General features: G+C 71.4%; 19 protein-coding genes. 4 read left to right on the top strand and 15 right to left on the bottom strand.

Annotated elements, in window-relative coordinates:
• Nucleotides 1-3: 3 nt before the first annotated feature.
• Nucleotides 4-813, bottom strand: coding sequence for a crotonase/enoyl-CoA hydratase family protein (locus ACYU8V_RS12100; RefSeq protein ID WP_460847641.1), 810 nt, complete (start codon nt 811-813; stop codon nt 4-6).
• Nucleotides 810-1,862 (bottom strand): LLM class F420-dependent oxidoreductase, encoded by a 1,053-nt coding sequence (locus ACYU8V_RS12095; protein ID WP_460847640.1) that lies wholly within the window; start codon nt 1,860-1,862, stop codon nt 810-812. The genes ACYU8V_RS12100 and ACYU8V_RS12095 overlap by 4 nt, the downstream gene beginning before the upstream one ends.
• A gap of 398 nt (nt 1,863-2,260) precedes the next feature.
• Here ACYU8V_RS12095 and ACYU8V_RS12090 point away from each other — a divergent pair, with 398 nt between their 5' ends.
• Nucleotides 2,261-3,385 carry an HNH endonuclease signature motif containing protein gene (locus ACYU8V_RS12090; protein ID WP_460847638.1) on the top strand — a complete coding sequence of 375 codons (1,125 nt, stop codon included), beginning with the start codon at nt 2,261-2,263 and terminating at the stop codon, nt 3,383-3,385.
• Nucleotides 3,386-3,629: 244 nt separating this feature from the next.
• Here the strand turns inward: ACYU8V_RS12090 and ACYU8V_RS12085 are convergent, their stop codons facing one another.
• The 7 genes from ACYU8V_RS12085 to ACYU8V_RS12055 are packed head-to-tail and all read right to left on the bottom strand — an operon-like array spanning nt 3,630 to nt 10,739.
• Nucleotides 3,630-4,820, bottom strand: a complete 1,191-nt coding sequence (locus tag ACYU8V_RS12085) for an acetyl-CoA acetyltransferase (protein ID WP_460847636.1) — start codon at nt 4,818-4,820, stop codon at nt 3,630-3,632.
• Nucleotides 4,820-6,157 (bottom strand): OB-fold domain-containing protein, encoded by a 1,338-nt coding sequence (locus ACYU8V_RS12080; protein WP_460847635.1) that lies wholly within the window; start codon nt 6,155-6,157, stop codon nt 4,820-4,822. Before ACYU8V_RS12080 ends, ACYU8V_RS12085 begins: the two co-directional genes overlap by 1 nt.
• A complete protein-coding gene (locus ACYU8V_RS12075; RefSeq protein WP_460847634.1) occupies nt 6,154-7,386 on the bottom strand; it encodes an acetyl-CoA C-acetyltransferase in 1,233 nt (410 codons plus the stop codon). The genes ACYU8V_RS12080 and ACYU8V_RS12075 overlap by 4 nt, the downstream gene beginning before the upstream one ends.
• The gene (locus ACYU8V_RS12070; protein ID WP_460847632.1) at nt 7,383-8,651 is read right to left on the bottom strand and encodes an acetyl-CoA hydrolase/transferase family protein; all 1,269 of its coding nucleotides are present in this window, start codon (nt 8,649-8,651) and stop codon (nt 7,383-7,385) included. The genes ACYU8V_RS12075 and ACYU8V_RS12070 overlap by 4 nt, the downstream gene beginning before the upstream one ends.
• Nucleotides 8,648-8,875 (bottom strand): hypothetical protein, encoded by a 228-nt coding sequence (locus tag ACYU8V_RS12065; RefSeq protein ID WP_460847631.1) that lies wholly within the window; start codon nt 8,873-8,875, stop codon nt 8,648-8,650. Before ACYU8V_RS12065 ends, ACYU8V_RS12070 begins: the two co-directional genes overlap by 4 nt.
• 17 nt (nt 8,876-8,892) lie before the next feature.
• The gene (locus ACYU8V_RS12060; protein WP_460847629.1) at nt 8,893-9,450 is read right to left on the bottom strand and encodes an aromatic-ring-hydroxylating dioxygenase subunit beta; all 558 of its coding nucleotides are present in this window, start codon (nt 9,448-9,450) and stop codon (nt 8,893-8,895) included.
• Nucleotides 9,447-10,739: an aromatic ring-hydroxylating oxygenase subunit alpha gene (locus ACYU8V_RS12055; protein ID WP_460847627.1), complete on the bottom strand. Its 1,293-nt coding sequence runs from the start codon at nt 10,737-10,739 to the stop codon at nt 9,447-9,449. Before ACYU8V_RS12055 ends, ACYU8V_RS12060 begins: the two co-directional genes overlap by 4 nt.
• Nucleotides 10,740-10,923: 184 nt before the next feature.
• Here ACYU8V_RS12055 and ACYU8V_RS12050 point away from each other — a divergent pair, with 184 nt between their 5' ends.
• Nucleotides 10,924-12,099, top strand: coding sequence for a heme-binding protein (locus ACYU8V_RS12050; RefSeq protein WP_460847626.1), 1,176 nt, complete (start codon nt 10,924-10,926; stop codon nt 12,097-12,099).
• A 9-nt stretch (nt 12,100-12,108) separates the two neighbouring features.
• Here ACYU8V_RS12050 and ACYU8V_RS12045 read toward each other — a convergent pair whose 3' ends face one another.
• From ACYU8V_RS12045 to ACYU8V_RS12020, 6 genes are read right to left on the bottom strand one after another with little or no spacing between them, the layout of a single operon-like run.
• Complete coding sequence (locus ACYU8V_RS12045) at nt 12,109-13,785, bottom strand: class I adenylate-forming enzyme family protein (protein WP_460847625.1); 1,677 nt, start codon at nt 13,783-13,785, stop codon at nt 12,109-12,111.
• The gene (locus ACYU8V_RS12040; RefSeq protein ID WP_460847624.1) at nt 13,778-14,569 is read right to left on the bottom strand and encodes an enoyl-CoA hydratase-related protein; all 792 of its coding nucleotides are present in this window, start codon (nt 14,567-14,569) and stop codon (nt 13,778-13,780) included. Before ACYU8V_RS12040 ends, ACYU8V_RS12045 begins: the two co-directional genes overlap by 8 nt.
• Nucleotides 14,566-15,369, bottom strand: a complete 804-nt coding sequence (locus tag ACYU8V_RS12035) for an enoyl-CoA hydratase/isomerase family protein (RefSeq protein ID WP_460847623.1) — start codon at nt 15,367-15,369, stop codon at nt 14,566-14,568. Before ACYU8V_RS12035 ends, ACYU8V_RS12040 begins: the two co-directional genes overlap by 4 nt.
• Nucleotides 15,366-16,127, bottom strand: a complete 762-nt coding sequence (locus ACYU8V_RS12030; protein WP_460847622.1) for an enoyl-CoA hydratase/isomerase family protein — start codon at nt 16,125-16,127, stop codon at nt 15,366-15,368. Before ACYU8V_RS12030 ends, ACYU8V_RS12035 begins: the two co-directional genes overlap by 4 nt.
• An 11-nt stretch (nt 16,128-16,138) precedes the next feature.
• A complete protein-coding gene (gene fabG, locus ACYU8V_RS12025; RefSeq protein WP_460847621.1) occupies nt 16,139-16,876 on the bottom strand; it encodes a 3-oxoacyl-ACP reductase FabG in 738 nt (245 codons plus the stop codon).
• A complete protein-coding gene (locus tag ACYU8V_RS12020) occupies nt 16,873-17,325 on the bottom strand; it encodes a MaoC family dehydratase (RefSeq protein ID WP_460847620.1) in 453 nt (150 codons plus the stop codon). Before ACYU8V_RS12020 ends, fabG begins: the two co-directional genes overlap by 4 nt.
• A gap of 92 nt (nt 17,326-17,417) precedes the next feature.
• Between ACYU8V_RS12020 and ACYU8V_RS12015 the strand changes: the two genes are divergently transcribed.
• Nucleotides 17,418-18,572, top strand: coding sequence for an acetyl-CoA C-acetyltransferase (locus ACYU8V_RS12015; RefSeq protein ID WP_460847619.1), 1,155 nt, complete (start codon nt 17,418-17,420; stop codon nt 18,570-18,572).
• An 11-nt stretch (nt 18,573-18,583) separates the two neighbouring features.
• Complete coding sequence (locus tag ACYU8V_RS12010; RefSeq protein ID WP_460847618.1) at nt 18,584-19,738, top strand: acyl-CoA dehydrogenase family protein; 1,155 nt, start codon at nt 18,584-18,586, stop codon at nt 19,736-19,738.
• The last annotated feature ends 11 nt before the right edge of the window (nt 19,739-19,749 follow it).

The raw sequence follows: 19,749 nt of genomic DNA, 5'->3' as shown, positions 1-19,749 counted from the left end.
CGCTCAGGCCCCCACGTAGACCGGTCTCCGGCCCTCTGCGAACGCCTGCATGGCCTCCGTGACGTCCTGGCCCGGGAGGTACGCCGCGTTCCACTCGGCGACCGCGCGCAGCCCCCGGTCGATGCGCGAGCGCCGCTCGTCCTCGAGGACGTCCTTAATCCCGCGCAGCACGATCGGTGAGCTCGCGGTCATCTCGAGGGCGAGGTCGCGGGCAGCCGCGGTGAGCGTGTCGGCGTCGTCGTACACGTCGTTGACCAGGCCCATCCGCAACGCCCGTGCGGCATCGACGTCCGCGCCGGTGAGCGCGAGCTGGCGTAGGTGGCCGTCCCCGACGATGCCGGCCAGCCACTGCAGGCTGCCCATGTCGGCGACCACGCCGACGCGGCCCTCGCGCAGGCTGAACCGTGCCCGACTCGTCGCGATCCGGAAGTCGCACGCCGAGGCGAGCCCGAGACCACCTCCGATGCACCAGCCGTCGATCGCCGCGATCGTCGGCTTGGTGCAGGTGGCCACCGCCCGCATGCCGCGCTGGCCGCGCAGGATGAAGTCACGGAAGGCCAACCTCTCGCGCACACCCGCGTCCCGGAGCCCCACCAGCGTGGGCGCGAGGGACGGGAGGTCGAGTCCGTAGGAGAAGTGGCCGCCGGTGCCGCGCACCACGATCGCGCGGACACCCTCGTCCGCGTCGAGGCCCTCCACGGTTGTCGCGAGATCGTAGAAGAACTGCTCGTCCATGGCATTGGTCCCGGTGGGTCCGGTGAGGAGGAGGGTCGCGACGGGTCCGTCGGCGACGACCGACATCCGCGCGCTCATCGGCGGTCTCCGAGGAGGGCGCTGAGTCGGCCGAGGTGCGCCACACGCTCCTCGGCCGTCGTCGCCAGCGGGTTGAGGATCAGCGTGCGTACGCCGGCCGCCTCGAACTCGGCCACCTGTCGGCGCAGCGCGTCCTCGTCGCCCATCAGGCTCACGGCCTCGACGAGCTCGTCCAGGACCACCGCGGCCGCCTCGGCCTTCTGCCCCGACAGGTAGAGGTCCTGGATCACGGTGGCCTCGTCCTCGTAGCCGTAGCGGCAGGCGAGCTGGTTGTAGAAGTTCTTTCCGCGTGCGCCCATGCCGCCGATGTAGTGCGCGAGCTGGTTGCGCACCGTCCGGACGGCCTCCTCGGTCGGCTCGCCCGCGAAGAAGCCGACCTGCAGCTGGATGTCGAGCTCGCCGCGTGCCGGATCGCGGCGGGCGAGGCCGGCGCGCAGCGACTCGCCCCAGGCCAGGTCCGCCTTGCCGGGGTGGAAGAACAGGGGCTGCCAGCCGTCGGCGATCTCGGCGGTGAGCTCGACGTTCTTCGGCCCGAGCGCCGCGATCGAGATCGGGATGTCCGGGCGGACCGGGTGGTTGATCAGCTTCAGCGGCTTGCCGAGACCGGAGCCTCCGTCCTCCTTGGTCAGGGGCACCGTGTAGTGCTTGCCCCGGAACTGGACGGGCTCGCGGCGCCACACCTGGCGGCAGATCTCGACCACCTCGCGGGTGCGGCCCAGCGGGGCGTCGTACCTCACCCCATGGAAGCCCTCGATCACCTGCGGGCCCGAGGCGCCCATCCCGAGGTTGAAGCGACCGCCCGAGACGTAGTCGAGCCCGGCCGCGGTCATGGCGGTGAGCGAGGGGGTCCGCGAGTAGATCTGGAAGATCCCGGACATCAGCTGCAGCTTCTCGGTCCTGGCCGCGATGTAGCCGAGCTGGCTCACCGCGTCGAAGGAGTACGCCTCCGCCACCGCCACGAGGTCGAGCCCGTTGCGCTCGTAGTCCTGCAGCAGCTCCACGGTCTCCGGGAACCCACCGCTGTGATCGACGATCATGCCGAGGCGCACAGCCACGCTCCTTCCGCACGATCCGACGGACCGTAACCCCACTTATTTGAATATAGATTAAGCAACGGGGCAGGGTGGCGCAAGTGGCGGTGGACATACGTGGGCCTGCGACTGTCCTGCGGGGTTGGCCGTGGGCGGCCGCACCTTAGCCGTGCTGGACGGCGCGACAACGGCACGGGCTGCGCCCGCGCCGCCGCTCCGCGGCCGCCCTCAAAACACACTCTGACCTGGGAAAACTCTCGTCGAACGTCTTCCACCGGCGTTCGAACAGGTGTACTATGAAAGGTAGTTGATCAGTCCGTCTCGGGGAGCTCCTCATGGTCGCAGGAACGGTGTCGTTGCACCCGCTCCTCGCCTGCGCCCACGCTCTGCGGAACGAACTCTTGGCGGTCGCGGACATGCCGGCTGACTACCTCCGCACCCGCGACAAGGCCGACTTGTTGACCGAGTTGGCGCGGGTCAAGGCGCAGCTCGCCGAGCTCGAACTCCGAGTCCTCGCCGTTGCGGCGGATGTGGCCGAGGAGCACGGCTCGCGTGACGCCGGCTGCTGGCTCGCCCACACCACCCGCATCACCGCCTCCGCCGGCCGCGCCCAGCTCCGGCTGGCCGAGGCGCTTGAGGCCCACCCGCTCACCGCCGCCGCGATGCGCGAAGGCTCAGTGAACGAAGCCCAGGCCCACGTCATCATCCGCGCGGTCGACAAGCTCTCCGACGCCGTCGACGAGACGGTGCGGGCCCAGGCCGAGGCGCACCTGATCGAGCTCGCCGCGATCTATGACCCGAAGGACCTTCAGGTGCTCGGCACCAAGATCCTCGAAGTCGTGGCCCCCGACATCGCCGAGGCCGAGCTCGGCAAGGCGTTGGAGCGCGAGGAGCAGGCCGCGAGGGACGAGGTCGCCATCAGGATCCTGAAACGTGGCAACGGGATCACCCGCTGGATCTGCGACCTCCCCGACGCCGTCTCAGAGCGAGTCCTCACCTACCTCGAAGCCGAAGACTCCCCGAGGGTCACCCAGACCCGATCCCGGAACAGGGGTGAGGCGTTCTGCCGCCTCCTCGAACTACTCGACCCCAAACGACTCCCCGACCACGGCGGCGACGCCACCACCATCATGGTCACCATCTCGCTCGACCAGCTGGCCGAGGACCTCGGGTCCGCCATGCTCGGCGAGATACCGATCAGCGCCGGTGAGGCTCGCCGGTTGGCGTGCAAGGCGAAGATCATCCCCGTCGTCCTCGGCGGCAAGTCCGAACCCCTCGACCTCGGCAGAGCACGCCGCCTGTTCCAACCACCCCAACGCAAAGCCATGCGGCTGCGGGACAAGCGCTGCCGTGCGGAAGGGTGCTCGATACCGGCAGCCTGGTGCGAAGCCCACCACTTGAAGCCCTGGTCGGAGGGCGGGAGGACCGACCTCGCCGACGGCGTACTGCTCTGCTCCCACCACCATCACCGAGCCCACGACACCCGGTACGACATGACCAAGCTCGCCACCGGCGACTACCGGTTCCACCGAAGGACATAGGCGGGAGTCCGCCCGGCACCAGGTGCCGGGAGAACTCCCCGACGAGCGATCCACCCGATGGCGGCCGCGAAGCGGCGGCGCGGGCGAAGCCCGTGCCGACTCCGCGCCGTCCAGCTCGTCGTCCGGGACCCGCAGTCAAGGAGGCCGAAGGCACCGCGCAGCGGCGCCGAAGGCGTCCTTGACGGCGGGTGACGACGAGCTAAGGTGCGGCCGCCAGAGACCGACCCCGCCACCGGCCCCGAGATCAGCCCCGCTCGTTCCCGACCACCGACACGAACGACACGCACCCCCCGGGCCGCCCGCCCAGGTTGTGCGTCAACGCCAGGCGGGGCGAGGCGAGCTGCCGCGCTCCCGCGTCGCCGCGCAGCTGCAGCCACGCCTCGTACAGCATCCGGAGGCCGGAGGCGCCGACCGGATGGCCGAAGGACTTGAGTCCGCCGTCGACGTTCACCGGGAGCCGACCGTCGGCGTCGAAGTCGCCGGCGAGCATGTCCTTCCAGGACTGGCCGCGGTCGGTGAAGCCGAGATCCTCCATCAGCACGATCTCGGTGGGCGTGAAGCAGTCGTGGACCTCGGCGAGGGAGATCTCCGTGCGCGGATCGACCACACCCGCCTGGGCGTAGGCGTCGCGAGCCGACGCCACGACCTCGGGGAACGTCGTGAAGTCGTACGCCGGGTCCAGCCCACCGCGCATCGGACCGGCCGCGAGCGCCAGCGCCTTCACGAAGATCGGCCGGTCGGTGTAGTCGTAGGCGTCCTCGGCGCGCACGACCATCGCGGCGGCCGCGCCGTCGGAGACGCCGGAGCAGTCGAAGATGCCCAGCCGGCCGGCCACCCGAGCGGCGCCGTCGATGGTCTCGCGCGACACCTCGCGCTGGAACTGCGCCTTGGGGTTGCGGGCCCCGTTGACGTGGTTCTTCCAGGCGACGTGGGTCATCGCCTCGCGCATCGCTTCGGGATCCACGCCGTAGCGCGCGGTGTAGGCCGGGTCGAGCAGCGAGAACGCCGCCGGTGCGGTGAGCGACAGCTCGGACGCCGTCCCGTCGGAGGGCGGGTCGCCCCGCAGCAGCCCGGAGAACCCGGAGTCCTTGAGCTTCTCGACACCCACCGCCATCACCCGGTCGTAGGCGCCGGACGCGACGGCGTAGCAGGCGTTCCGGAACGACTCCGAGCCCGTGGCGCAGTAGTTCTCGACGCGGGTGACCGGCTTGTGGTCGATGCCGAGCGGGCGCGACAGCGTCAGCCCGCTCTGCCCCGAGGACAGCGTGCCGAGCCAGAACGCATCGATGTCGTCGCGCGCCACCCCCGCCGACGAGAGGCACTCCCCGACCGCCTCGAGCAGGAGGTCGTCGGTCGAGGACTCCCAGCGCTCGCCGAAGCGGGTGCAGCCCATACCGACGATGGCGACCTTGTCGGCGATGCCGTTGCTGCCCATCAGAGCACCCGCGCCTTCCAGAAGTAGTTGTGGACGCTCCCCGCGGTGAACAGCCGTCGGAACGTCAGCCCCACGGGTGCTCCCACGGTCACCACCGAGGGATCGGCGTCGGCGACCTCGAGCGTCGTACGGCCGCCTCCGTCGAAGTCGACGACCACGTCGACGACGGGGGGTGAGGGCGAGAACGCCAGCCGGTCGACGGTGTACGTCGCCACGACGCCGGTCAGGTCCGCCGCGGACACGCTCTCCATCGCGTCCACCGCCGAGCAGGAGCGGCACACCCGCAGCGGCGGGAGGTGCAGGAAGCCGCATGCCGTGCAGCGCGAGCCGGCGAAGCCGAACTTCCACCCGCCGGCACGGTACGACGGCGGCCCGGCCGGCCGGTCGGGCTCGGGCCGGCGCGGCAGCTCGCGCTCGAGCAGTCCCCGCCAGGAGAGGTACGTCGGGTACGGCACCTCGCGTCCACCCGCGAGCTGCGCGGCGATCGGCCGCGCGGAGCGGCGCGAGGCCAGCAGCTCGGTCGTCCGCAGCAGCAGCCCGTCGCAGCCGTCGACGGCCGACAGCACCAGGATCGTCTCGCCCGGCCCGGCCACGTCGAGGACGGATGCCAGCGCGAGCAGCGGGTCCGCGGCGCCGGAGAACCCGATCGGCGATCCGCTCGATGAGATCGTGCCCTTCACCAGGGCACCGGCGCGCTTGGTGACACCGGGGTTGCCGCTGGTGACGACGACGTGGTCGGCGTCCGCGAGACCGGCGTCGTCGAGCAGTCGCGCAGCGACGGCGCGCACCAGCTCGGCGTACTGCTCGAAGCCGAAGCGCTCCTCCCACTGCTCGCCGGTGGTGCTCTGCGGCGAGCGCCAGCGGTCGAGCAGCTCGAGGGTGTCGCCGGCGACGCCGAGCACCTCGGCGAGCACCTCGCCCTCCCCGAAGAGCACCGCTGCGGCGCCGTCGCCGCCGGCCCGCTCGTCGAGCGAGCCGGGCCTGCCGACGCGCACGTCGGCGGCGACCACGAGCCCGCCACCACCGATCGCCGCCCGGATCCCGGCGAAGGTCGACCGGGCGGAGCCGATCAGGTCGGCGGCCGGCACGGAGGACGGCAGCCGCAGGGCGGCGTGCACGGCAGCCGCGTTCGTCTTGTCGAGGTACGGCGGCGAGCTGCTCGCCCACCACAGCGAGCCCGCGGCGGGCAGTCCCCGGGCCGCCTCGACCGCCATCGTGGTCGCGTCCTCGTCGAAGGACGCGACGACCCGGCGGCCGCGCACCCCGCTGTCGCTCCCGAGTCGGTACGCCGGCAGGTAGGCGCCGTACGCCACGACCCCGACCACGCCCCCGCTCACGCGCCCGCTCCCCGGAAGAGCGCCGCGATGCCCTGACCGCCGCCGATGCACATCGTCTCCAGAGCCAGCCCGCCGCCAGACACCGAGCGACGGCGCAGCTCGTGCAGCATCGTGGTCAGGATCCGCACGCCGGTCGCTCCGATCGGGTGGCCGAGCGAGATGCCCGAGCCGTTGACGTTGAGTCGCGACTCGACCTCGTCGAGCTTGAGCCCCCAGCCCTGCAGCACCGCGAGCACCTGCACCGCGAAGGCCTCGTTGACCTCGATCAGGTCGAGGTCGTCGAAGGTGACGCCGGTGCGCGCGAACAGTCGCGCGACGGCGGCGACCGGGCCGATGCCCATCATCGCCGGGTCGACGCCCGCGGCCGCCCAGCCCTCGAACCAGGCGATCGGCTCCAGGCCGAGCTCGTCGAGCTGGTCCTCGGCCACGACCAGGCAGGCGGCCGCGGCGTCGTTCTGCTGGGCGGAGTTGCCGGCCGTGACGGTCCCCCCGGGCCGGATCACCCGCAAGCCGCCGAGCGTCTCCATCGACGACTCCGGCCGCACCCCTTCGTCCCTGTCGAAGACCACCGGATCACCGCGACGCTGCGGCACCGAGACCGGCACCACCTCGTCGGCGAACACTCCCGACTCCCACGCACGAGCAGCGCGCTGGTGCGACCGCACCGCGAACGCGTCGGACTCCTCACGCCCGATCCCGCACGCGGAGGCGAGGTTCTCGGCGGTCTCGATCATCCCGCTGATCGGACCGAACCTCCACTCCGGCTGGGACCGCTCGCGTCCGCGGTCGAGCCGGTCGTAGAGGGTCTGGTTGCCCGACCGCGAGCCCCACCGCGCGGTGGTCGTGTAGTGCTCGATGTTGCTCATCGACTCGACGCCACCGGCCACGACGACGTCGGCCGCGCCGGTCTGCACCATCATCGCCGCGGTCACGACCGCCTGCAGGCCGCCTCCGCAGCGGCGGTCCAGCTGGAAGCCGGGCACCTCGACGGGCAGGCCCGCGTTGAGCGCAGCCCACCGGCCGATGCAGGGCGCCTCGGAGTTGGCGTAGGACTGCGCGAAGGCGACGTCCTCGATCCGCGCCGGGTCGACACCGGAGCGCGAGACGAGCGCCTTGATCACCTCGGCGGCGAGGTCCTCGGCGGGCACCGGCCGCAGCGCACCGCCGAACGCGCCGACGGCGGTCCGCACCGGGTTGACGATCGCGACGCGTCGGCTGGAGGGGGTCATCGGGGGCTCCTCACCGACGCGAGCGCCAGGTCGGCGCCCGCGTCGAGCTCTGCTCGGTGGTCCGGGTGGGCGATGGCGATCATCCGCTCGACCCGCTGGCTCAGGGTGGCGCCACGGAGGTCCGCGGAGCCGTGCTCGGTGACGACGACGATGCCCTCGGACCGCGGCGTGGAGACCGGGCCCGACAGGCGGGAGACGATGCGCCCGACGCCACGGGCGGTCGACGGCAGCGCCACGATCGGCATGCCGCCGCGCGAGTGGCCCGCACCGCGCAGGAAGTCGACGGCACCGCCGACCGCACCGACGTACCGCTCGGCCGCGAGCTCGGCGTTGACCTGACCGGTCAGGTCGACCTCGATGGCCGCGTTGATCGCGGTCATCCGGTGTGAGGAGGCGAGCACCATCGGGTGGTGGGTGTACGCCGTGGAGCGCAGCCGGACCGCGGGATTGCGGTCGGCCCAGCGGAACAGCCGCGTCGTGCCGCCGAGGAGGCCACCGATCGCGACCCCCTTGTCGTGGGACTTGCGCGAGCCGTTCGCGACGCCGGACTCGATCAGCTCCATCGCGGTGTCGTTGATGATCCCGGAGTGGATGCCGAGGTCGCGGTGCCCGCGCAGCTCGGCAAGCACGGCCTCCGGCAGCGCACCGATGCCGAACTGCAGCGTCGCACCGTCCTCGACCAGCTGCGCGACGTTGCGCGCGACCCCGAGGGTGTCCGCGGAGAAGGCCGGCGTCGGCATCTGGCCCGGCGTGCGCGACGTACGGATCGATGCGGTGATCTCGTCGGCGGTGAGCGAGCGGGCGCCGAAGGTGTACGGCACCTGGTCGTTGATCTCCGCGATCACGACCCGCGCGGTGTCGAGCGCGGCCGAGAAGTAGTCGTCGCCGAGCCCGAGGCTGTGCCGCCCCTGGTCGTCGGGTGGAGAGACCTGCACCAGCACCACGTCGGCGTGCAGATCGCCACCGGAGAGGAGGTGCGGCAGCGTCGAGTAGTGGACCGGCCAGATCTCCAGCCGGCCCTGCGCGTGAAGGGCGGAGTTGCTTCCCGTCCCGCAGAACGAGTGAACACTCAGCGAAGCCGGCACCGTGTCGGCTCGCACCGAGGAGTCGGCCGGGATGCCGACGAAGCAGCGCAGGGATCCGATGGAGTCCGCCTGCTCGACCAGCAGCTCGGTCAGGGTCGCCGGTTCGGAGCACATCTGGCCCCAGGTGATCGTGTCACCCGGGCGGAGGTAGCGGCCGAGGTCGAGGACCGGAGAGCTCACCCGCGCCACCTGTCGTGCGACGGGTCGAGCAGCTCCTCGAGCCGGCCGTCGGGCAGCCAGACGATCGTCTCCAGCTCGAGCGCGTCGAGGTACCGGACCCTCCCGGTGCGCAGGTCCTCCATCCGCAGCCGCAGGGCGTTCGCCTCGGTGTCCACCCGCACGGCGACCGAGGCGAACTCGCTCTCCACGACCTCACCCTTGCCCGGTACCTCGACGCGCTCCATCACCACTCCCTCGAGACTCAGATCAGGAAGCCGAGCGTCGGGAGCGCCCGGTCGTTGTCGACCAGCACGACCTTCTTGTAGACGAGCCGGATCTCGCCATCGACGCGACGGAGCCGGTACGTCGTACGGCCACCCCACAGCTCGTTGCCACGGGGCCGCGACTCGAGCGCGATGAAGTTGGCGCCGACCTCGAGGTCGATCCCACCGGCCGCGTCGGCACGCCCGCCGAGGAGCTCGACGTTGCCGATGATGCGACGCAGGTTGGACGGCGGGGCCTGGGCGTAGCGCTTGCCGGTGCGCACCTGCTTGAGACGGGTGCGGATCCGCGAGCGGTTGTCGAAGATGACCGACACCTTGGCGCGCGGGTGGTCACCCTCGCCGTCGACGGGCACCCAGTAGAGCGCGTCATCGGTCCACAGCGCCTCCCAGCCGTCGTAGTCGTTGGTGTCGGCGAGCCGCGCCTCCTTGAAGAGGAACTGCTCGACGTCCCGAGCCTCCCACCCCTCCGGCACGTCCACCAGCTCGGTGGCGGTGTCGGGTCGCGGCGCCAGCTCGGCTGCCTCGATCGTGCTCATCGGTCCGTCCCTTCCGGGGCCTGCATCAGCGACTTGTAGTGGTTCCAGAACCCGCGCATGCCGGTCTCGTCGGTGGCGGCGCCGATGGTGAAGCCGTTCTCGTCGACGGACTCCCGCACGAGACCACGGCGTACGTCGAGCCACTCCGGGTCGGCCATCTCCACGCCGCGCTGGTTGCGCTCGTACATCTCGGTGTCGTCGGCGAGCAGCATGCCCGCGGGCCCGACGGACCCGATCGACTGCGAGACCATGCGCTGGTTGAGCTCGTGGCCGCCGGCGATCTGGACCGCGGTGGAGTACTGCACGCACTCGCCGGTCGCGACGGGCTGGATGTTGAAGACCTGGATCTCGGCGATGAACAGGTTCGGGAAGATCATCACGTGGGGTGCGCCCTCGATCATCCGCCGGTCGGCCTCCTCCTCGCCGAAGGCCTCCTTCATCGCTGCCACGTACGCCGGCAGCCGGTCCGGCGTGGTGCCGAACCAGCGCATCGGCTCGGCGAACCCGCGGAACTCCGGGCGCAGGTCGTTCTCGCTGTGGCCGTCGCCCAGGTTGCGGGTGACCGCCGTCGAGCTGTCGCTGTAGAGGGCTCCGATGGGGCTGCCCGTCACGCCGAAGATCGAGCCGTGCACGAACTGCGGGTGGTAGCCGTCGGTCTCGTTCTCGGCCAGGAACTTCCAGTTGGAGCGGGTCTTGTGGCGCAGCCACCCGGCATCGAGCGCGACGCGACCCTCCGGCGACAGGCCGACGAGGCGGTCGATCTCACCCTTGGCAGCACCCAGGTGCTCCTCGAGGCTCGGACCCTCCTCGGCGAGGCTGCCGAACACGAAACCCTGGTAGCTGGCCACGCGCGCGACCTTGCCCATGCCCAGCGGCAGCTGGTTCTTGCCGCCGTACCCCTTGTTGTAGGGGTAGCCCAGCAGCTCGCCGGTGTTGCGGTAGGTCCAGCCGTGGTACGGGCAGCGGAAGGAGCTGGAGTTGCCGGCGTTGTCGTCACAGACCTGCAGACCGCGGTGCGCGCACCGGTTGATGAGCAGGTGGACCTCGCCCTCCTTGTCGCGGGTCATCACGACGTCCTGGTCGGCGAGCTGCTTGCGCACGTAGTCGTTCGGCTCGGGCACCTCGCTCTCGTGGCCGACGAAGACCCAGGTCTTGTGCCAGATCTTGCGCATCTCCTCGGCGAAGATCGTGGGGTCGGTGTAGAGCGAGCCGTGCACGCGGGCGGGCTGGATCAGCCGGTCGTACCGGCTCTCCTCCACGTCGACGGTCGACGGAACCGTTGCAGTCATGCGCCTTCTCCTTGTCGTGCCGCGTCCTTCTTTTATTCTAGATTAGAATAACTGGTGGTGACGCGATCGGCAAGGAAGGGCCGGCGTCATCGCTCCTTCGACTGTGATCTGGCTCACAGCTGTATCAAAGTCGCGCTCCCGGCCCTCAGAGGGATGTCAGACGACCTACGACGACGGAGCCCCCATGGCCATCAACCTCACCACCCGTCTCACGCCCATCGGCCCGCTCAACGGAGCGGGCCCCGCGCACCCCACCTCGCCGCTCGGGCACCTCGCGGCCCTGCGGGGCACGTGGACCGGGTCCGGCTTCAACACGATCTTCCGTCCGTTCCGCAACGGCCAGAACGTGGCGGACGACAACGTGCTCGAGCTCAACCTCACGAACGAGACGCTGGAGTTCACCGACATCGGCGGAACGATCCCGAACCGCGGCTTCGCCCAGGGCGACATCGACCTGTTCGGCCTGACCTACCTCCAGCAGGTCGCGGACCAGAACCAGTTCGACGCGCAGGGACGACCCGCCGGCATCCACATCGAGCCGGGCATCTGGATCACCATCCCCGCCACGGACCACCCGCACGCCCCGGCGACCGTTGCCCGACTCGCGACGATCCCGCACGGCACCTCGCTCCTGGCGCAGGGCACCGCCCAGCACAAGGACGGCCCGCCGCACATCCCCGTCCAGGAGATCACCCCCGACTTCATCGGCACCGACAACGAGGTGCCCTTCCCGTCGCAGGACATCTCCCACCACAGCAACCGCCGCATCCCGGCCCAGGCCAACCCGCCCGGCATCACCCAGGCGATGGTCGACGAACCCAACACCTTCCTGCGTGCCGCGCTCGTCGGCAAGACGATCGCGTCCCACACGCGGATCGAGATCACGACGAACGCCACGCCGCAGACGGTGCCGCACGCCGGCGGCGGGATCGCGGACATCGCGTTCCTCGACGCGAACAACCCGCAGCAGCCCAGCCAGCACCAGGGGCCGAACGCCAAGGTCACCGAGATGCGCGCCATCTTCTGGATCAGTCGGTTCACCGACAGCCACGGCGCTCCCGGGATCATGCTGCAGTACTCGCAGTTCGTGAACCTGCGGTTCGGCCCGCTGGACTGGCCGCACGTCTCGGTCGCGAACCTGTTCCGCCCGGTGCACCCGCACCCCGCCCAGGCTCACTTCCTGTCCGGTCCCGACGCGGTCGACCCGACCGACCCGACGGCGGTCGGCAGCGCCGGCCCGGCCGGCCCCGCGGTCAGCGCCGTGAACGACCACTTCATCGTGCCGGACCTGCGACCGGGGGCCGTGGACGCCTCCGACCTGGTCGAGCAGACCCCTCCGGACGGACAGCCGAACGGCTGACCGCTGCCGTCACGACGGGTGCGGGCCGACGACCTCCTGGTCGTCGGCCCGCACGAGCTCGACCAGCCGGAACTTCTGGACCTTGCCGGTCGCGGTGGTGGGCAGCTGGTCGGCGTCGAGGAAGACGACGCGCTTGGGGACCTTGAAGCGGGCCAGATGCGCCTTGGCGTGCGCGATCACCTCGTCCGCGGTGAGCTCGGAGCCCGGAGCCGGTACGACGACGGCGCACCCGATCTCGCCCCAGCGGTCGTCGACCACGCCGACGGCGTACACCTGGCTGATCGCGGGGTGGGAGCCGAGGACCTCCTCGACCTCCTTGGGCATGACCAGCTCGCCGCCGGACTTGTAGAGCTCCTTGCTGCGGCCGGTCAGCTCGAGGTAGCCGTCCGGGCGGACCCGGCCGAGGTCGCCGGAGAGCAGGGTGCGCCCGTGCAGCGCCTTCGCGGTCTCCTCGGGCTTGCCGTAGTAGCCGAGCATCGTCGTCGGGCCCTCGGAGACCAGCTCGCCGACCTCGCCGGGCGGCAGCGGCGCTCCGGTGACCGGGTCGACGGTGCGGTAGACGACGAGGTCGCCGCTGCCCTCGACACCGGCGGACCCGGCCATCTTGGGCCGGCCGACCGTGGTCGAGGTCAGCACGAGATCGTCCTCGGGCCGGGTCAGCGTCATCGCGCCGCCGCACTCGGTCATGCCGTAGCCGGTGACGATCTCGCTCACGCCGAAGTCCCGTTCGACCTGCTCCCACAGCCAGACCGGCGCCGGCGCGGAGCCGCAGAGGATCGCGGTCAGGGTGCTCAGATCGGTCGTCGCACGCAGGGGGCTCTCGACCAGCGCGACCGCCATCGTCGGCACGCAGAGCATGTCCGTCACCCGGTGCCGCTCGATCGCGGAGAGGTACGCCTCGGCGGAGAACGCGGGCAGCATGACGACCGCGCCACCGACGTACATCGCCGAGAGCAGCCCCTCGACGTACCCGAACATGTGGTAGCAGGGCAGCGAGAAGAGGATGCGCCGGCCGTCCTCGTAGGCACGCGTCAGGGCCGAGGCGTACGCCGTGCGCAGCACGGCGTCGTGGGTGACCTGGACGCCCTTCGGCGACCCGGTGCTGCCGGAGGTGTAGAGGATGTCGCCGACGTCGTCCGGTCCGTGCGTCGCCACCGCCGCGCCCGGGTTGGCGTGCCCGAGCTCCCGCAGCCCATCGAGGGTGAGCGTCGCGTCGCTGGGAGCGCCGTGTGGCGTGACCACGACGTGGCGCAGCGTGGGCGGCGCGACCTCCGCGGCCATCGCGGCGTGCTCGAGGCCGCCGAAGCGGGCCATCGTCACGAGCACCGAGCAGCCGGACTGCTCGAGGACGTAGCGCAGCTCCTCGGCGCGGTAGAGGAAGTTGAAGGGGATCGCGATCGCGCCGGTGCGGGCGATGGCGAACTTGAGGGCGACGAACTCGGCGTGGTTGGCCATCAGCAGGCCGACCCGGTCCCCGGCGCGCACCCCCAGCGCGGCCAGGCCGTCGGCGAGCACGCGCGACTCCTCGGCGACCTCGCGGTAGGTCAGCGTGCGGTCGTCGGTGATGACGAGCTCGCGGTCGGCGTACTGCTCGGCGCACAGGTCGAGCCAGGCGTCGAGCGTGCGCGGCGTCCACGACGCGAAGCGCTGCCGCAGCGCCTCGCGGCGCGCGGCGATGTCACCCATGGCGGTGCTCCTTCCCGTAGCCGCCGAAGACCGGGCGGCGCTTCTCACCGAAGGCGGCGACCCCCTCGGCGAAGTCGTCGGTGTCCCAGAGCGTGGTCTGGTTGCGGACCTCGAGGTCGAGGACGGCCAAGGGGTGCCGCGGCTCGCCGCTCAGCATCTGCTTGATCACGCCGAGGGCGAGGGGCGGCCCGGCGGCGAGCTGCTGCGCATCCTCCAGGGCGGCCCCGAGTGCGGCACCGGGGGCGGTGAGCCGGTCGACGAGCCCGTACGGATGGCCCTCCTCGGCCGTCACGCGGCTGCCCAGCATCAGCATCTGCCGGGCGCGCGGCGTGCCGACCCGCGCCGGCAGCGAGGCGAAGATGCCCATGTCACCGGCCAGTCCGACGCCGGTGAAGGTGGTCGCGAAGACGGCGTCGGAGGCCGCCACCACACGGTCGCAGGCCAGGGCGAGGGCAGCGCCGGCGCCGTACGCCGGACCCTCGACCGCCGCCACGACGGGCTTCGGCGTGCCCCAGATCGCGCGGATCACCCGCTGCGCGGCGTTGGCGCGCGGGGTGGTCTCGTGGCGCGGACCCCGCCGCATCGTGGAGACGTCACCGCCTGAGCAGAAGGCGCCGTCGGCGCCGGTCAGCACGACGGAGCGCACGGCGGCGTCGGCGTCGGCCGCCTCCAGCGCCTCGGCGAGCTCGTGGCGCAGCGGCAGGTCGATCGCGTTCCTGCGCTCGGGGCGGTTGAGGGTGATCACCCGCACCGCGCCCTCGTCGGCGACCAGGACCGCGCTCATCGGCCGACGTACTTCCCGGGGCGCCGCTCGACGACCGCGGCGAGCGCCTCGAGGCTGTCGGCGGTGCCGGAGAGCTCGGAGACCACGCGGGCCTCCTCCGGCATCCGCTCGGCGACCGTCGAGCCGAGCCCGTCCCACACCAGCCGCTTGGTGGCGGCGAGGCCGAGCGGCGGCTGGGCGGCGAGGTCGGCGGCCAGCGCGTCGACGCGCGCGGCGAGCTCGTCGTCGGGCACGACCCGGCTCACGATGCCGAGGGCGTGCGCATCGGCCGCGGTCAGGGTCGGGTTGGTCAGCAGGATGTCGAGTGCCCGGCGCAGGCCCACGATCCGGGCGAGCGTCACGGTCGTGCCGCCGTCGGGCGCCATGCCGACGCGGACGGCGCCGGAGAAGAGCTTGGCGGACTCGGCCGCGACGACCAGGTCGGCGGCGCAGACGAAGCCGAAGCCGGCTCCACCCGCCGCGAAGCCCTGCACCTGCGCGATGACCGGCGCCTTGAGCTGGATCAGCGCCGCGGTGGCGAGCTGCAGCCAAGCGGTCGCCTCGCGGAGGTACGCCGGCAGCCCGTCCCCCTTGCCGAGGAACGTCTTCACGTCGCCGCCCGCGCAGAAGTTGCGGCCCTCGCCGCTGAGGATCGCCACCCGGACCGACGGCTCGGCGTGGACCCGCAGGACGGCGGCGTGCAGCTCGCGGAGCAGATCCGCGTCGACGGCGTTGGACGCCTCGGGCCGGTTGAGCCGGATCCGGGCGATCCCGTCGGTGATGTCGAGGAGCACCAGCCCCTCGGTGATCTCGTCGCTCATGCGGTCCCCTTCCGTCCGGCGAAGGCCGCGAAGCTCGCGGTGCCCGCCTCTCCTGAGATGTGGTCGACCACGGCGTCCATCTCCGCCCGGAGACCCGCGTCCAGGTCGGTGTCGACGGCCGCACGCGCGAGGCGCTTGATGGTCGCGACCGCGGCCGGGCTGCGGCCGGCGAGCTTCGCGACGAACGCCTCGACGGCGTCGTCGAACTCGTCGGCGGCGTACGACCGGTAGGCCAGGCCCCACGCGACGGCCTCGACGCCGGTCAGCCGGTCGCCGGAGAGCAGGTGGCCGAGCGCGCGCTGGCGGCCGACGAGCCGGGGCAACCGCTGCGATCCGCCGCCCCCGGGCACCATGCCGAAGTTGACGTGGTTGTCGCAGATCCGGGCGTCGTCCCGCACGAGCGCGACGTCGGCGGCCTGCATCAGCTCGAACCCGCCGGCCATCGCCATGCCCTCGACGGCGACGACCACCGGGTGGCTGATCGTGCTGATCGCCGTGCAGGCGCGGCCGAACGCGACGAAGAGGGCGCGCAGCGCCTCAGGCCCCTCGGCCCGCAGCCGGCTGACCTCCTCGAAGTCACCGCCGGCGCAGAAGTTGCCGTCCGCGCCCCTGATCAGCACGACCCGGACGTCCGGGTCGGCACCCGCGGTGAGCAGGGCCTGCTCCAGCGCCTCGGCGAGGGCCACGGTGACGGCGTTGAGCGCGTGGGGGCGGTCGAGCCGGATCCGCGCGACACCGTCGGCGATCTCCAGGCGCACCGGGGCATCCATCACATGCCCCGCCCGCCAGAGACCTCGAGCACGGCACCGGTCATGTAGCTGGCCATGTCCGAGGCCAGGAACGCCACGACCTGCGCGATCTCCTCCGGCTCGCCCGCACGGCGCATCGGGATGGTGGCCTCGGTGGCGGCGTACGCCTCGGGGGTCATCGCCGCGGTCATCGGGGTGCGGATGAGGCCCGGCTGCACCGCGTTGACCCGTACGCCGTGGTGGGCGAGCTCCTTCGCGGCGGCCTTCGTCATGCCGACGATGCCGGCCTTGGCGGCGCTGTAGTTGGTCTGGCCGGGGTTGCCGACCTTGCCCGACATCGAGCTGATGTTGATGATGCTGCCGCGCTTCTGCTCGCGCATGACCTCGCTGACCGCGCGGATGCCGAGCCAGGTTCCCTGCAGGTGCACGGTGATGACGGCCTGGAAGCTCTCCAGCGTCATCTTCCGCAGGGAGGCGTCGCGGGTGATGCCGGCGTTGTTGACGAGCACGTCGATCCCGCCGTACGCCGCGATGTGGCCGGCCACCAGGGCGGCCACGTCGTCCTCGGCGGTGACGTCGCACGCCACCCCGCGGGCGTCGCCGTCCAGCTCCGCGGCGGCCGCCTCGGCGCGCGTGCCGTCGAGGTCGGCCAGCGTGACCCGGGCGCCGTGACCGACAAGGGTGCGCGCGATGGCCAGGCCGATGCCCTGGCCGGCACCGGTCACGATCGCGCTGCGGCCGTCGAGCAGGCCGCTCATCCGACGTACCTCACGATGGACCGGACGACCGCGGCCGGCTTCGCGGAGCCGTCGATCTCGAAGGTGGTCTCGAAGACGGCCTGCACCGCATCCTCCAGCGGCGTGACGGTGAGGACCTTGGCGGTCGCGCGGACCTTGCTGTCGACGCGGACCGGCGCCATGAAGCGCACCTTGTCCAGGCCGTAGTTGACGGCCATCGTCACGTTGTCGACGCGGTAGAGCGAGTTGAGCAGCGGCGGCAGCAGCGAGAGCGTCAGGAACCCGTGCGCGATGGTCGCGCCGAACGGGCCGTCCTTGGCGCGCTCGGGGTCGACGTGGATCCACTGGTGGTCGCCCGTCGCCTCGGCGAACCGGTCGATCCGCTCCTGCTCGATGACCATCCAGTCCGATGTGCCGAGGACGTCGCCCTCGGACCTCGCGAACTCGGCCAAGCCGTCGTACACCCGCATCGCGGACCCCGTTCCACCTAGACTTTTTAATCAAGAATAGATTATAGTCATAAGCAGACTTACGTCAACGTCAGCGCATCCAGGAGGAACCCATGTCCGAGGCCTACATCGTCGAAGCGGTCCGCACCCCCGTCGGCCGCCGCGGGGGCGGCTTCGCCGACGTGCACCCGGCCGACCTCGCCGCCCACTCCCTCCAGGAGCTCGCGGCCCGCAGCGGCATCGACACCGCCGCCATCGACGACGTCGTGCTCGGCTGCCTCGACAACATCGGCGCCCAGGCCGGCGACATCGCCCGCACCGCGGCGCTGGCCGCGGGCTTCCCCGAGACGGTCGCCGGCGTGACGATCGACCGCCAGTGCGGCTCCGCCCAGCAGGCCGTCAGCTTCGCCGCGATGGGCGTCGCCAGCGGCTACCAGGACCTCGTGGTCGCGGGTGGGGTGCAGAAGATGAGCCAGTTCCCCATCCTCTCCGCCTTCGCGGCGGGCGAGCCCTACGGCTCGGTCGACCCGTGGACCGGCTCGGAGGGATGGTTCGCGCGGTACGGCGACCAGGAGATCTCGCAGTTCCGCGGCGCCGAGATGATGGCCGAGCACTGGAAGATCAGCCGCGAGGAGTGCGAGGCCTGGGCCTACCAGAGCCACCAGCGCGCGCTCGCCGCGATCGAGGCCGGCTACTTCGACAAGGAGATCTCGGCGTACGCCGGGGTCACGACCGACGAGGGCCCGCGCCCCGACACCACGCTCGAGAAGATGGCCTCGCTGCGCACGCTGGTGCCCGGCGGTGTGCTGACCGCTGCGGTGGCGTCGCAGATCTCGGACGGCTCGGCCGCCCTGCTGATCGCCTCGGAGAAGGCCGTCGCCGAGCACGACCTGATCCCGCGCGCCCGGATCCACCACGTCTCGGTGCGCGGCGACGACCCGGTGATGCTGCTGTCGGCCCCGATCGCCGCGACCCAGCACGCGCTGAAGAAGACCGGCCTGAGCATCGACGACATCGACGTGGTCGAGATCAACGAGGCGTTCGCGCCGGTCGTGCTCGCGTGGAACAAGGAGCTCAACGCCGACCCCGCCAAGGTCAACCCCAACGGCGGCGCGATCGCGCTGGGCCACCCCATCGGCTGCACCGGCGCCCGGCTGATGACCTCGATGCTGCACGAGCTCGAGCGCACCGGCGGCCGCTACGGCCTGCAGACGATGTGCGAGGGCGGCGGCCAGGCCAACGTGACCATCATCGAGCGGCTGGGCTGAGGGGTACGACGATGGAGCGCACCCTCTACGACGAGGACCACGAGTCCTACCGCGCGACCGTCCGGGAGTTCCTGGCCCGTGAGGTCGTCCCGCACAAGGACCAGTGGGACGACGACCGGTGGATCCCGCGGGAAGTCTTCAAGGCCGCGGCCGAGGCGGGCGTCTACGGCCTGCAGATCCCCGAGGAGCACGGCGGCTCCGGCGTACCCGACTACCGCTACCGGCTCGTCGTCGGCGAGGAGGTCGCGCGCGCCAACGCCATCTCCTTCGGTGTGACGTTGGGCCTGCAGGACGACCTGTTCCTGGCCTACCTCCTCGGCCGCGCCAACGACGAGCAGAAGAAGCGCTGGCTGCCGGCCTTCGCTGCCGGCGACCTGATCGGCGCGCTGGCGATGACCGAGCCCGGCACCGGGTCCGACCTCCAGGGCATCCGCACCTCGGCCCGGCGCGACGGCGACCACTACGTCGTCAACGGGCAGAAGACGTTCATCTCCTCGGGGATCATGGCCGACCTGATCGTGCTCGCCGTCCGCACCGATCCCGAGGGCGGATCGAACGGCTTCAGCCTGCTGATGGTCGAGGCCTCGTCCACCCCGGGGTTCGAGCGCGGCCGCAAGCTGGACAAGATCGGCCTGCCCGCCCAGGACACCGCCGAGCTCTACTTCACCGATGCCCGCGTGCCGGTCGAGAACCTGCTCGGCGAGGAGGGCCAGGGACTCCGCTACCTGATGAGCCACCTCCCCCGCGAGCGCCTCGGCGTTTCCAACCAGTCGATCACCACGGCCCGCGCGACGCTGGAGCAGACGATCGCCTACCTCCAGGACCGCACGGCCTTCGGCAAGCGGCTCGTCGACTTCCAGGCCACCCGCTTCGCGCTCGCGGAGATGGAGACCGAGCTCGACATCGCCCAGGCCTACATGGATGCATCCGTGCTCGCCTTCAACGCGGGCACACTCACCCCGGTCGAGGCCGCCAAGGGCAAGTGGTACATCTCCGAGCTCATGAAGCGCGTCGTCGACCGCTGCCTGCAGCTGCACGGCGGCTACGGCTTCATGCGGGAGTACGCCGTCGGCAAGGCCTACATCGACACCCGCATCCAGACGATCTACGGCGGCACCACCGAGATCATGAAGGAGATCATCGGTCGCGACATCGCCGGGCGCTGAGGCGCGGACCC

This window comes from Nocardioides ultimimeridianus, from assembly GCF_054777895.1.
Note: the sequence above shows the minus strand (reverse complement) of the source record. Positions and strands in the feature narration are given on the sequence as shown.